Below are 14461 nucleotides of genomic sequence, written 5' to 3' on the forward strand. Positions count from 1 at the left end.
AAAGGATATTTTTGCTGGGAGGCGTAGCGAGTGGATGATAAAATTGCTTCGGATGAGCAGAAAAGCCGGATAGAAGATTATGTCTGGCAGCAGGAAATGGCAAGAACGCAGGCCAGACACGGCCTTATGCAGTCGGTCGCGGAGCTCCTGCATGTCGGTCTGCGGGAAATCTTTTATCTGGAAGGCGTTTCGCACAGGGCGTTTTTTCTTGAAGAGGATGGCCTGCATATGCTGAATCTGCAGGAAGCGGCCCTGAAGGATTTTTCTGAGGAAATGCCTTGGGAGAAAATAGAAAAGCAGGCTGCAGATGCTTCGGAATATTTGCCGGAGCTTTTAAATGGCAGACGGCGCATCCGCTGGGACAAATTCCTGCCGGCTGAGCCCGACTATTATTATTATCTCAGTGATGACGGCAGAATAGAGGGCTGCAACTGGCACGGCACGTTTGCTGACTACGCGCATTTTGCGGCGGGCAACTGCTTCCGGACGAAGGAAGAGGTCAAGCGTTATTTTCCGCAGATGCTGGCAAAGCTCAAAGCGGATTATCAGTCGGCCAGAGGCGTTCCGGAGGCATCACAGGTCCCGGTAGGCGATGAGCTGACTCTTTTTGACGAATGATGGCGCGTTCATCTGTATCGGAAAATGGTTGCATGAAGATGAAAGAAACAAAAACGGATATCCGGATTGCCGGCATCGCGATTGAACTGCAGCGCAAGCACATCAAGAATATGCATCTGCGCGTCAAGACTCCGGACGGAAAAGTCACGCTTTCGGCCCCCCTGCATATGCCAAAAGCCTCCATCGAGCGCTTTGTACGGGAGAATGAAGACTGGCTGCGGCGCAAAATCACCGAGATCAAAGCCCGTCCGTCAACACAGCATCAATATGTGACAGGCGAGACCGTAAGGCTCTGGGGGGAGTCTAAAGTTCTCGTCGTCAAAGAGGGCAGGCGGGCGGCCTGTTCCTTTTCCGGAGCACGTGCATTGCTGACGGTTCCTGCCGGCAGTACGTGCGGGCAGAGGGAGAGACTGCTGCGGGAGGCCTATCGCAGAGAACTCATGGCGGCCATTCAGAAAACAGCACCAGCCATCGAGCAGCTCACAGGACTTTTTGCGGCGGAATGGCGGACGAAACAGATGAAGACGCGCTGGGGAACCTGCAATATCCTCAAAAGGCGCATCTGGATTAATCTGGAACTCGCGAAAAAGAAGCCGCTCTGCCTGCGTTATATCATCCTGCATGAAATTCTTCATCTGGCTGAACGCTATCATAACAAGCATTTTTATGCACTTATGAGCTACTATATGCCTGAATGGAAAAAAGTCAGAGCGTATTTGAATTCGCCGTACTCATAAAATAATATAATAATCAGAATTTTTATATGTAAATAAAATTAATGAAATTTTTCAAGAAAACTTCTTTTTTATCCTGTATTGACGTATTTTTATAAATGAGTTATAGTAACCATGTACTCAAAAGAAAGAAAAACAGGAGGAAGAAGATCATGAAGAAACTCGTAAAACGCGTATTCAAATCCCGTATCAATGTAGAAGCTTTTGGCAAAGTCATCAGCTGGAATGCATAATCATGCATAACAAAGACGGATATAAACGGATAAAGTAAGACCCATAGCAAGAGAGAAGAATATTCCTGCATTGCTGTGGGCCTTATTTTTATCTGCAAATAAAAAATCCTTCGGGAATCAGGATGAGCAGCTGATTCCCGAAGGTTTTTCTTTTTGCTTTATAAATGATGTTTAGTCATCGTCATTGCCGTGGTCGGCACCCTCGTAGGAACCCGTATAGTTCGCAGGGTAAATGGTGATGTCATAATGACCATTGTTCCATTCGTGGGAAAGGTGATGTTTGAAAGGAGCCAGTGCCATTAAGAGCACGCGATAAGCTTCCGTTCCCGGATAAGCGCCGGTGTCGGAAATGTCGACTTTGTAGCCGTTCTCATGGGAGTAGGTACCATGGGCATGATAGCCGTATTCGGCACCGCCCGTCAGCACGAAGGAAATGCCGGCATCACGGGCGAACGTGTTGAGCGTGTCGAGGAAGGCAATCGTGGAAGGCTTGAAGTCAGCCGTATCCGTTACATCATTATCATTCCACGGCGTATTCATGCCGTAAGCGCTGCTCCACTTGATCAGATTGCTCTTGCCAAAATCATTGCGGATGGCATAGGCATCTTCCGTGGTATCCGGAGCCGTTCCGGAAGGCATGGACGGGATGATGGAAGGCAGTTTCACGGATGGTGTGATTGGAGAAATTGGATGCATCGGCGAAAGCGGCGCAACTTTGCTTTCCATTTTTGAATTGGAATTCATGGAATGGACAGATGCGGAAGCCGTATTTGCGCGTTTGTAAACAGGACGAGTGATGACAGCCGGTCTGCTCAGAACAGCAGCACTGGCTTCCTGTTCCGTGAACGTTCCTGCCGTGCCGGGCAGCATAGCAGCTTTTTGCTGATACGAAGCCTGCGCTGCAGGAGCCGTCGTTTTAAGGACTGGCGATGCCGAAACAGTCGTGCTGCCGACTGCGCAGCAAACAAGGAATGTGGCTGTCAGGAATTTTCTCATTCTGCTCATCAATAGAAGTTCCTCCCATCTAAAAGACGATTACATTTACAAATAATTACTTAATATTATACTACTTTTTTGTTAATTCGTAAAGCCCTTGAACTTGACAAACTGGATAAAGAAGGAAAGTTCATTGCTGAATCCGGATTTGAATTCTTTTACAATAAAAAACGCCAGACTGTCGGAAGGGGAGACAGCCTGGCGGGGGAGATCAAAGCTGACCGTGCGATTCACGTTCGACAAGGTCTCGCATGATGCGCGGATAAAGTTTATCAAGTTTATAAAGCAGCAGAACGACAATCAGGATGACCCAGATGAGTGTCATGCCGTACATATACATATGTACGATCATGTCAATGGCTGACTGCGGCTGAATGGCATCTGCCGTCGAAGAAGAGATGTAACCGGACCAGGACATCAGCACCGTGATGAGGGCACCGGTGATACCCGTGCCGACTTTGTAGCCGACGGAGCTGCCGGAGAAGATCAGGCCTTCCTGACGTACGTGGAATTTCCACTGACCGTATTCGACGACGTCGCCGAGAAAACCGAAAATGACGGAATTCAGCGGGGCAAAACCGATGCCGCGGATGATGCAGCTAAAGACGACCCAGCCAAAGCTCATCGGGTTCAGGCAGTAAATCAAATGGCCAATCAGGGCGACGGTGACGCCAATCAGGGACATATTGCGTTTGCCGAAGCGTTTGAGGAGTTTCGGACAGAAGAGAATGGTGCAAACAATCGTCGTGATGACCTCGCAGAGCAGCAGGATGCTGAAGAGCGAGTCATTGTGGAAGATGTATTTGCAGTAGTAAGGAAGCAGTGTGCCCGTGACCATCTGAATGATGCACTGCATCATCCAAATCGTCATGGCCATCCAGAAATACTTATTGCAGAACAGGCATTTAAGAGACAGCAGGATGGGGACTTTGCTGACTTTCTTGCGTGCCTCGATGACGACGGTCTCCTTGCACTGTGTGAAGCAGAGCATGAGCAGGATGAAGGCGAGTACCGACCAGATGCTCATGACCTTGATCCAGGCGGCCTGATTGTCGCCGAGCATTTTGACGAGCGGCAGCGTGGCGGAAATCGAGATGATTTTGCCGATTGGCGAGAGGGCCATACGCGTAATGGAGAGCATATCGCGTTCGCGCGAGATGCGCGTCATCATGGCCGAGAGGCTGCCGTAAGGCAGGTTGAGTGCTGTATAGCAGATGGTATTGCAGAAGTTGTACGTGATGAACAGGTAAACGAACTTCATGAAGTCCGAACCCTGCGGGACGGTATAAATGAGGACAATGGAAACACAGAAGGGGATGCTGGACCAGAGAATCCAGGGCCTTGATTTGCCCCATTTTGAATTCGTACGCTCGACGATAAAGCCCATGATGAGGTCGGAAACACCGTCGAAAATACGGGAAATCAGGAAGACGAGGCCGACGGTCGTCGGCTCGACGCCTGCGTAGTCGGTGTAGAAAAAAGTCAGGATGGTCATAGCACCGGCGACGATGTTCATGGCTGTGTCGCCGAGGCCATAGGAAATGCGCGTAAACCAGGAAAGACGGCCATCATTTTGTGAGGACGCCTGGCTTGGTGCGGCTGCTGTGGGCGGCGTGCCCCCAGCTGGCTGCGGTTCATTCATAAAAAGCCCTCCTCATATCTCATAATACAAGCAAATATGAAGTGAATATTCGATTTTAGTTCATCAGTCTTTCATGATAGCCTGTACAGCGGTCTTGGTATCCGTCTTCGGGAAAAGCTCATAGCCCACACGGTATTTGTAGCCAAGGCGCTTGAGCGTCTCATAGACCTGATGGTAGTTGATTTCGCCTGTGCCGGGTTCATGACGGCCCGGGCAGTCGGCTACATGGATATGGCCAATCTGGTCGATGTATTTCTCGAGATTGTAGCAGAGGGCACCTTCGTTGTACTGCATGTGATAGGCATCAAAGAGAACCATGAGGTACGGAGAGCCAATCAGGCGCGTGACTTCGGCAGCCATCTGCGTGGTTTTGAGGAAATTGCCGACATGGTCGACTTTGATGTTAAGAGCCTCAAGATTCATGCGGATGCCGTATTCTTCGGCCAGTTTTACGCTTTCCACGAGTGTGCGGTACATCGAGCAGAGTTTTACGGTATCAGAAAGTTCATCGTAATGATTGATGACCACGCCGCCATCGCCGAGGGCGTTGGAATGGATTGTGACGGTTTCAGCACCTACCGTCTTGGCGGCTTCGAGGGAATCCCTGAGATTTTTGAGGTAGGCGTCTTTCTGTTCTGGGTCGACGAGGGAGTAGTCGTTATCGCCGTTGAAGCCGCTGATTTTGATGTCGGCAGCCTTGGCAGCTTCGTGGACTTCCTTGAGGTCGCGGATGCGCCAGTCCCAAAATTCGACGGACTCGAAGCCGTCTTTCTTGGCGGCGGCAAAGCGTTCAGCGAAGGGCAGTTCCGTATAAAGTGTATCGATGCAGGCACAACGTTTCATGATGATTCCTCCTGATTATTTTTCAGATGCTGGCAGTGACAGCCAGCATCTGCCTTATTTTTCTATGGTATTTTAACGGACTTCTTCAATCTTGACCGGACGGCCTTCTTTGAGGGACTTCGTAGCAGCAGCAGCCATCTCGACCGGATAAAGTCCATCTTCGCCCGTCACCGGCGTAGCCGTGTCTTCTTTGACGGCTTTGGCAAAAGCATTCATCTCATTGACGAAGGCCTGCTCATAGCGGTCCCACATGACCTGATAAGCCGTGCCGCCGACTGTGCCATCTGCATCGGCGAAATGTGCCGTGTTCGGGATGTCATTGCCGTTGAAGGCAACGCCCTTCGAGCCAAATACTTCAACGCGCTGGTCATAGCCGTAGACGGCGCGGCGGCTGTTGTCGATTGTGGCAATTGTGCCTGACTTGAATTTGAGCGTAACGACGGCCGTGTCGACATCACCGGCTTTGCCGATTTCCGGATCGACGAGGACAGAGCCCTGTGCGTAGACTTCTTCAACTTCATCGCCTGCGAGGAAACGGGCCATATCGAAATCGTGAATCATCATATCGTAGAAGATGCCGCCCGAAACTTTTACATAGTCGATGGATGGCGGCTCCGGGTCACGCGAGCTGATGCGGATGAGGTGCGGCTGTCCGACTTTGCCGGATTTTACCATATCGTAAACAGCGCGGTGATTGTGGTCGAAGCGGCGGCAGAAGCCAATCTGCAGCTTGACGCCAGCTGCTTTGGCCGTGTCGATGGCTTCGTGAACGCGCTTGAGGTCGTAGTCAATTGGCTTCTCGCAGAAAATGTCCTTGCCGGCTTTAGCCGACTCAATGATGAATTTTGCATGGGTATTCGTCGAGGACGCGATGATGACAGCCTTGATTTCCGGGTCATTCAGGATGTCAGCAGCGTCTTTCGTGACATTCTCGATGCCGAACTGCTTGACATAGGCTGCTGTCTTATCATTCATGAACGGGTCAGCGACCGTCTTGATTTCCATGTCTGGTACGAACAGGGAAATGTTGCGGATGTGAACCTTGCCGATGCGTCCTGCGCCGATGATACCAATTTTCATGATGAAAACCTCTCTTTCATTTGTATAAGTGCTGTTCCGTTTGACAGTTACTATTATAGTTTATTATCTATTGTACGTGTTTTTGAGCTTTTTGGATGGTTTGTCATTTCCTTGGCTGATTTTTGACAGCAGGACGGATAGGCATAAAAAAATACGGCAGCCTTGTCTTTTTTTGACAAGAGTTGTCGTATTTTTGGATAAGGGATTGTTAAATTTTTTGAGAGCGGTATTCCTGCGGTGTCAAGCCAACGAGGCGTTTGAAGAGCCGGCAGAAATAGGGATAATCATCAAAGCCCTCCGCTGCAGCGATGTCCTTGATGCGTTCCGTGCTTTCGGCTAAACGTTGCTTGACGGCTTTAATGCGGCGCTCGGCTAAGTATTCGCTGAAGCCCTTATTCATATTCTTTTTGAACAAAGTCGAAAAGTAAGCCGGATTCAGATGTACGGCTGCGGCAATGTCTGCCTGCATGAGGTTTTCGTGGTAATGCTCTTCAATAAAGCGCAGGGCCTGGCGGATGGACGGATGAAGCTGACTTTCGGCCTGTTCTCTGGCAAGCATTTGACCGAGTTCCTGCTGCAGGGCTTTGTAATCTTCTGCCTGTCGTAATGCTGCCCAACTGGCTTCTGTGAGCTGTGGAAACTTTTTTTCCAAGCATGACAGGAGGGCTTCTTTTGTCAGATTTTCTTTGGCGAGCAATGGCAGAAATTTTTCGGCTGACAGGTCAGGGGATAATGACGTTGACGATTTGGCGGCGGGTAGTTCATCAGCTGTGTATATGCCATCCGGCAGATAAAAGCAGGTATCTTTTTTCGTGAGCAGTGCCCAATAGCTCGTCATGAGGTGTGCCCAGTCGGACTGCGGAGCGGTTTTCACGAGCAAAATACGCAGATCGAAGTACCGCTCGACTAAAGTCTGCAGGTGACGGGACGTTTCATAAAGCTTTGGCAGCAGTGCGGCACGGCTGACGGCATCGGGGAAGATGAGTATGAGCCCCCAGAAGCCGCTTTCTTCATCGAGCAGGAAGGGCCAGCCTTTGCAAGTATCTCGATGGCGGTCAAGAAAGGTCTGGAGCATTTCGACAAAAGCCTGATGAAAGGAGAGGCGTTCTTCTTCGTTCAGAGCCTGACGGCGTGCCTGCCAGCCGCGCAGCTGCAGGAAAAAGGCCGCTGCCAGGCGGAAAGAGGCAGGCAGCCCTGCCCGCTCTGCTGCTGTGGGAATTTCAGCGCTTGGGAGAAGCCCCTGTCTGCTGAAAGCCAAGAAGAAATCATGGCGGAGTTTTTCCTGACCGATGCGGGCCAGCTCTTCCTTTGATACATTTGAGAAATTTGATACGTTTGAGACAGATGATGCAGGTGAGGCAGTCGGACTTTCCTCTTTTTCTGATTCACAGGGGGCATCCTTTAGATGTTCCTTGAGAAAAGTCAGCATATTTTCCGGTGTCAGATCATCTTTTAAGAGATAATCATCGATGCCGAGTTTCATGGCTTCGTGAACATAGGCAAAATCATCGTGGCTGCTCAGAACGAGAATGTGGCCGGGAAGATGGCGGGCGCGCATGGCGCGGATGAGGCCGATGCCGTCTAAAACTGGCATGCAGACATCGGTGATGATGAGGGCAGGATGTTCTTTTTCGATGAGTTCCAATGCTTCCTGGCCGTTTTTAGCGTTCCCGACAATAAGAAATCCATGCTTTTTCCACGGAATCATCTGTTTCAGATAAGTGCGGACCAGAAAATCATCGTCCGCAATAATCACTTTATACAAAAAGAAGCCCCCTCTGTGTTTCTATGGTCTGTTTGTATCAACGTGTTCATTCTTCTTTGATTTGATACTCGTCGGCTTTATCCTGCGTAATAACATCATTCTGGATGAAATTATTTTCGTCAACGCCGTTGCCAGAGAGCATTCTGGTAATGACATCGATGGCCAGCTGCCCTGTTTCATGGCCGTCCTGGGAAATCATGGCATCGATGCGTCCCTGTTTCAAGGCTGCCAGCGTGTCATTCTGTGTGTCGACGCCGATGATGTGAACGGCAGGACTGTGTGTTTCCGTGGCGTCGATGGCACCGAGCGTCATCATGGCACTCGTTACGAAAAGTCCCTGTATATCAGGATGACGGCGCAGCATTTGCTCACTCTCCGTCGTGGCCTGACGGTATTTCGTCTCATCAGCTTCTACATCAACGAGATGCAGGGCATGGGTCGAAGAGAGATAATCGCGGAACCCTGCTACGCGCTGGATATGGGCATCCTGATTGGCACTGCCGGCAACGATGCCGACTGACGTTCCCACGGGCAGATGTGCCGCCATTTCCTTGGCAGCTGTCTGGCCAATGGCATAGTTATCCGAACCGACATAGGGGATGCCTGCAATCTTTTCGTCAATGGTCAGGAGCGGCAGATTGCGTTCCTGAGCTTCCCTGACCCATTGCTCCGTGTGGTGGATATTGACCGGTGAGACAATCAGGGCATCGATGCCGCCCGCAAGCAGGTCCTCAATGATTTTGTTTTGTTCGTCGTAAGCCGATTCATTTTCCGGTGTCATGACAATCAGACGGATATTTTTTTGCTGGGCAGCCTCCTGCATACTGGAACGGACGGCCAGCCAATGCTCGCTGTCCATGGCTTTGAGTACGACTCCTACGGTGTAAGTAGGACGGGCAATGGTATCTTCATGACTCTGTATGGGCAGAAGCAAGATAAAAATGCCGGTGAGCAGTGTCATGAAAATCATCATCATAATGCGCATCGAATTCCTCCTTGCTTTAAATTTCGTATTCATGGACGTCATGGGAAACAGGCAGGGTGATTTCCGCCTTCGTGAAACTTTTTCCGTCGCTTTCGTAATGAAGACGGGCCTTCTCTCCATAATAAAGATGCAGTCTTTCCATGATGTTATGGACGCCGATGCCCGACAGACCGCCATGGGCAGGAGGTCTGCCGGTCTTGGCTTTGTGCTCAAGTTCTTCGATTTGTTCCGGCGTCATGCCCTGACCGTCATCCCTGACGATGAGGTGCAGCGCATTTTTTTTGATATAGGCCGTTACTTCGATATGGCAGCAGCTCTGCGTGGCGGAGGGGCCATGCAGGATGCTGTTTTCAACAAGCGGCTGCAGGAGCATGCGCGGTACAATACAGGCAAGTGTATTGTCTTGGATGGAGAAATGCACGGTAAAGGCATCCATCAGACGGAATTCCTGCAGGGAAATATAATGGCGCAGGGTGTCAAGCTCTTCGGACAAGGGGCTGAACACGCCGCTGCGGTTGGTGCTGGCGCGCAGGAGCTCGACAAAGTCGGCCAGCAGCTTGCCGAGATTGCGCGCGCCCTGCATGATGGCGGCAAAACGAATGGCATTGAGCATGTTGTAGATGAAATGCGGGCGAATCTGATACTGCAGGGCCTTGAGCTCAGCTTCTTTTTTCTGTTCTTTTTCGCTGGCCAGACGCTCGATGAGTTCATGCATTTTCTGCAGCATCTCATTGAAGGAAAGGGCCAGATACGAGATTTCATCGCTGCCAGTCACTGGGGCACGTACCGCGAGGTTGCCGCGTCCTGCCTCGTGCATGGCCTCAGCGAGTTCTTCAGCCGGACGCGCCAAACGCAGGGAAATCCAGTAGAGGAACACGGCCGACAACAGCAGCAGAACGAGTGCGGAAAGAACGCAGAGCACCTGCATCTGTATGATTTGGGCGTGAAAATCATGTTGGGATTTTATCAGGCAGAAGACATCTCCGGAAAAAGGCAGGGACAGCCAGACGGCAAAATAATCCTGATTGTGCAGATGGAGAGAAGTCTGTCCGTCGGGATTTTGGGCAATCTTGTCGTGGAGAATGGTCTGAACGGGGCCCGCCTCGTCATCATCGAGGCTGCCGCTCAGGAGTGTGCCGTCGGCTTGATAAAGCAGGACGGCACTTTCTTTTTTCTGTACGATAGGCGCAAGGTAGGCATAATAAAGTCTGCGCTCACTGCATGACGTTGTCAGATAGGCAAGGAGCTGTCCGTCTTTATCGTATACAGGCTGATGATAAAGATAGACTTTCTGCGGTGCCGCGCCAATGAGGTCCTCACCAAGGAAGGGCTGGCGCCCTTGCTGCTGGCTGATGGTATCGAGCCACATCTTTCCTTCATTATAAGGATCAAGCATAACAGTGGAATGGTATTCATCCGAGCGAATCAACCGGCCCGAAGCGGGTTCATAGAGGCTGATGCGGTCAATCTGGGCATTGCGGTTTTGGTAGTCACGCAGGATAGCTGCGATTTCTTTGGCAGTCTCGGATGACTGGCTGTCAGCCGCGGAGAGTTTTTCACGCAGCGTCATATCAAACGCCGCATCTGCCGTGGTCTGATAGAGGGCCTGCCAGCCGCTGTCGACAAGCGCGCCGTTGGCCCTGGCCTGTTCATAGACGGCATCGGCGTATTCTTGTTCGAAGAAAGAAAGTGAACGCTGTTGGAAAAAGATGGAGATGACCAATATGACAAGAAAGTTCAGCAGCATGACCGCGGCAAATGTGCGGATGCGTAAATTGTCACGGATAAAATGTTCCATCAGCAGTCATCTTCTTTCGTTAAATACATAAGAGCAAAAAGAAGCGGCTGACAATTGGGGGAGTCAGCCGCCAAAGGCAGCCGGGGAAGTGAAAGGATACCGGCTGCGAGGGATCGGATAGTCTATCACCACTATCCACTTTCTTTTTTCGCGTTTGAACATGAAAATCCTTCTGGAGACAGAGGATATTTGAAAATTTTCATGAAGGCTGTCCAGCTTTGTTTGCTGATAAAATCATGAAAATATACACGAAAGAGGATAAAACTGATATAATGGAACATAACGTTACGCTTTGAAACATTTGATGCAGATGTATATAAAGCAGGATTGGAGGATTAAGCTGCATGGCAAGTTTTCTTGAACAGCTGCTGGCCCTTTTGGCTGTAGTTTTTATTTTCGCAGGTACAATTTATGGATACCGCAGCTATCGCAGGAATAAAATGCGTTGAGTGAACGGGTGATTCATGGAATACAGGGGGAACAAGGGAATGAAAAAATCATTAGTCATTGGCATGATGGCAGCAGCTGCTTCTGCGGTGACGCCGGGACTGGCCGGAGCGCAGGCTGTTACGGCAGATGTGCCTGTAGGCAGTGTTTATTATGATTATGTCGATAAGCTCAGCGGCATGGGCTATATCGATTCGCTGCCGGATGGCGCACGTCCGTACAGCCGCATGCAGATGGCCAAGTGGGTGCTGCAGGCCGAAGAAAAGGCCAAAGTAAAACCGATGCCGCGGTATTTGGCAGAAGAACTTGCAACTCTGCGTGAGTCTTTTGCGGCAGAAGTAGAGACGCTTGAAGGACAGCGCAAACAGGATGATTTAGCGCTGCGTCAGGCTTCAGTGCAGCTCGCGAGCTATGACAGTGACCAGTCATCGTATAAACAGAGCCTAAAACGCGGCGACGGTCAGCCGAATGCCCGTTGGCAGCCGTTTGGCAATGGTACGAACGGTTATGATTATGCCGACGGCTTCAATGCTGTGGCTAAAGCAGAGGTCTCGGGCAATATCGGCCATCAGACGGCTGTTTCCATGACACCGCGTCTGAGCTTCAATGATGATGACGATGCCAAGCTCGCCTTGGAAGAGGGCTATCTCAAGACCAAAACCGGCATTGTCGAATATACGGCGGGCCGTGAGGCACTGAGCTATGGACAGGGCAAAACAGGCAAGCTTGTTCTTGACAACACGATGAAGCCGCTGACAGCGGTGCAGGTACATCTTGAGGACGATATGCCGGTCCGGGGCTTTTTCCGTTTCCTTGGCAAACAGAATTACCATGTATTCTATGGCCGGCTGGAAGGAAACCGCAGGGACCGTGCTGTTGGTCATAATGATTACAACCATGCAGGACTTCTTGGCCTGCGGGCGGATTTCACGCCGTCGAAGGCCTTCACGTTTGGCCTCATGCGTGTGTCGATGCTCGGCGGTGACGGCAATGGTCTCTCGAAGTCGGACTGGCGCCATTGGTTCACGGGACATAATGATGATGCGGGTGAAGACCGCTGGGATGATATCGCGGGCGGCGATTTCCGCGTGCGTCTGCCGGGCGTGCAGTTCTACGGCGAAGTTTACGGCGAGGATGCCGGCGGCCTGCAGCCGACAGAGCGCGGCTACCGTTTTGGCACGTACCTGCCGCAGCTCACGAAGGACGGTTCGTGGGACATGACGATGGAATATGCTTCGACGAATCCGTTCTGGTATGTCCATCAGAAATATCATGATGGCTGGACGTACAGCGATGACATCATCGGTGATTCGATGGGCAATAATGCCAGAAAGTATTATGTCGGCGTCAACCATTATCTGCCGGGCGAGAACCAGATTGGCGCTTATTTCATGCGCACGGAGTTCGACCGCAGCACGCTGAACCATCCAAGTGTTTATGAAGCAGCCCTGACGGGACGCGTCAAGCTGCAGGACCACTTCTTTATTGACGGTTCCCTCGGTCTTGCCAAAATTGAACACGCAGACTATACGCAGCGCAACGATAAGGATGTTTTTGCAACCGCGACGGCCCGCTGGCAGTATTGACTGCGTGTACAAGCGCAAATACATGAATTTCTTTACGCCGGACGCCTGCAGGTGATATAATAAAGCTGTAAATCCGCAGGTATCGAACGTGTCTTTTATATTTGTTGTAACATTGTAAACAAAGTTTTATAAAGGAGATTGACAGCCGTTCTCCTTTATAGTAAACTAGCAACAATATATCTAAGACAGGTTTCAGTATTCAAGAAAGAAGGGGTTACGTTGGCATTCTATTTCAAAGAACCATCACACACGTTTGGAGAGTATCTTCTCGTCCCGGGGTATTCCTCGGATAAATGTATCCCGAATAATGTATCTCTTAAGACGCCGCTTGTGAAGTTCAAGAAGGGTGAAGAGCCGAAGATTTCGATGAACATCCCGATGACGTCTGCTATCATGCAGGCCGTTTCGAACGATACGATGGCCATTGCACTGGCAAAAGAGGGCGGCGTATCTTTTATCTACGGTTCGCAGAGCATTGAAGCAGAAGCTGCCATGGTATCCCGCGTCAAGAATTACAAATCTGGCTTTGTCAGCAGCGATTCGAACATCAAGCCGACGACGACGCTCGGCGAGATTCTCGACCTGCTGCAGAAGACCAGCCATTCCACGATGGCTGTTACGGAAGACGGCACGCCGACGGGCAAACTGCTCGGCATCGTGACGAGCCGTGACTACCGCATCTCGCGCATGAGCCTCGATACGCCGGCTTCGTCTTTCATGACGCCGTTTGAGAAGCTCGTTTATGCCGATGCAGACACGACGTCGCTGACGAAGGCCAATGACCTCATTTGGGAGCACAAGCTCAACATGCTGCCGCTCGTTGACAAGAACCAGCGCCTGCGTTACATGGTTTTCCGCAAGGATTACACGGACAACAAAGAAAATGAGCTCGAGCTCATCGATGACAACAAGCGCTACATCGTCGGTGCCGGCATCAACACGCGCGACTATGCTGAGCGTGTTCCGGCCCTGCTGAAGGCCGGTGCAGATGTCCTCTGCATCGACTCCTCGGAAGGTTTCTCCGAGTGGCAGCGCATTACGCTTCGTTATATCCACGAGCATTTCGGCAATGACGTCAAAGTCGGCGCCGGCAATGTCGTCGATGCTGAAGGCTTCCGCTTCCTCGCCGAGGCTGGTGCTGACTTCATCAAAGTCGGTATCGGCGGCGGTTCCATCTGCATCACGCGTGAGACGAAGGGCATTGGCCGCGGCCAGGCTACGGCACTCATCGATGTCTGCGCAGAGCGTGACCGTTATTACGAAGAGACGGGCGTTTATATCCCGGTTTGCTCCGATGGCGGTATCGTCCACGACTACCACATGACGCTGGCTCTGGCTATGGGTGCAGATTTCCTGATGCTCGGCCGTTACTTCTCGCGCTTCGACGAGAGCCCGACGGATAAAGTCAAAGTCAATGGCACATACTACAAAGAGTATTGGGGCGAAGGTTCCAACCGTGCGCGCAACTGGCAGCGCTACGACCTCGGCGGTGCACGCAAGCTGTCGTTCGAGGAAGGCGTTGATTCCTACGTTCCGTATGCTGGCTCCCTCAAGGACAACGTCAGCACGACGCTCGCCAAAATTCGTTCGACGATGTGCAACTGCGGTGCTCTGACGCTGCCGGAGCTGCGTGAGAAAGCCAAGATCACGCTCGTTTCGGCAACGAGTATCGTTGAGGGCGGTTCGCACGACGTTATCCTCAAGGATAAATTCGGCCGCGACTAAGCTCAGCGC

11 protein-coding genes are annotated in these 14461 nt (G+C 51.1%); 4 read left to right on the plus strand and 7 right to left on the minus strand.

All coding sequences use genetic code 11. The features are described from left to right. Positions 1-30 precede the first annotated feature (30 nt). The gene (locus tag ACE419_RS06310) at positions 31-618 is read left to right on the plus strand and encodes a hypothetical protein (RefSeq protein WP_435721380.1); all 588 of its coding nucleotides are present in this window, start codon (positions 31-33) and stop codon (positions 616-618) included. 32 nt (positions 619-650) lie between these two features. Further along, complete coding sequence (locus ACE419_RS06315; RefSeq protein ID WP_435721381.1) at positions 651-1355, plus strand: M48 family metallopeptidase; 705 nt, start codon at positions 651-653, stop codon at positions 1353-1355. 401 nt (positions 1356-1756) lie between these two features. Here ACE419_RS06315 and ACE419_RS06320 read toward each other — a convergent pair whose 3' ends face one another. The 7 genes from ACE419_RS06320 to ACE419_RS06350 form a co-directional block, all read right to left on the minus strand. Beyond that, positions 1757-2590 carry a hypothetical protein gene (locus ACE419_RS06320; protein WP_435721382.1) on the minus strand — a complete coding sequence of 278 codons (834 nt, stop codon included), beginning with the start codon at positions 2588-2590 and terminating at the stop codon, positions 1757-1759. Between the two features lie 202 nt (positions 2591-2792). Further along, positions 2793-4223, minus strand: coding sequence for an MFS transporter (locus ACE419_RS06325; protein WP_435721383.1), 1431 nt, complete (start codon positions 4221-4223; stop codon positions 2793-2795). A 63-nt stretch (positions 4224-4286) separates the two neighbouring features. Then, positions 4287-5066, minus strand: a complete 780-nt coding sequence (locus ACE419_RS06330) for a TIM barrel protein (RefSeq protein WP_432647123.1) — start codon at positions 5064-5066, stop codon at positions 4287-4289. Between the two features lie 72 nt (positions 5067-5138). Then, on the minus strand, positions 5139-6146 hold the full coding sequence (gene iolG / locus ACE419_RS06335) for an inositol 2-dehydrogenase (protein ID WP_435721384.1): 1008 nt from the start codon (positions 6144-6146) through the stop codon (positions 5139-5141). Positions 6147-6354: 208 nt separating this feature from the next. Continuing rightward, entirely contained in the window at positions 6355-7902 is a 1548-nt protein-coding gene (locus tag ACE419_RS06340) for a response regulator transcription factor (protein WP_435721423.1), read from the minus strand. A 55-nt stretch (positions 7903-7957) separates the two neighbouring features. Continuing rightward, entirely contained in the window at positions 7958-8896 is a 939-nt protein-coding gene (locus ACE419_RS06345; protein WP_432647121.1) for a sugar ABC transporter substrate-binding protein, read from the minus strand. A gap of 16 nt (positions 8897-8912) precedes the next feature. Next, positions 8913-10694 (minus strand): cache domain-containing sensor histidine kinase, encoded by a 1782-nt coding sequence (locus tag ACE419_RS06350; protein WP_435721385.1) that lies wholly within the window; start codon positions 10692-10694, stop codon positions 8913-8915. Between the two features lie 488 nt (positions 10695-11182). On the opposite strand from ACE419_RS06350, the gene ACE419_RS06355 reads away from it, so the two are divergent. Next, a complete protein-coding gene (locus ACE419_RS06355; protein ID WP_435721386.1) occupies positions 11183-12727 on the plus strand; it encodes a capsule assembly Wzi family protein in 1545 nt (514 codons plus the stop codon). Between the two features lie 219 nt (positions 12728-12946). Continuing rightward, positions 12947-14452, plus strand: a complete 1506-nt coding sequence (locus tag ACE419_RS06360) for an IMP dehydrogenase (RefSeq protein WP_435721387.1) — start codon at positions 12947-12949, stop codon at positions 14450-14452. Positions 14453-14461: the final 9 nt, after the last annotated feature.

This window comes from Mitsuokella apri (genome assembly GCF_047974105.1).
Lineage (GTDB): Bacteria > Bacillota > Negativicutes > Selenomonadales > Selenomonadaceae > Mitsuokella.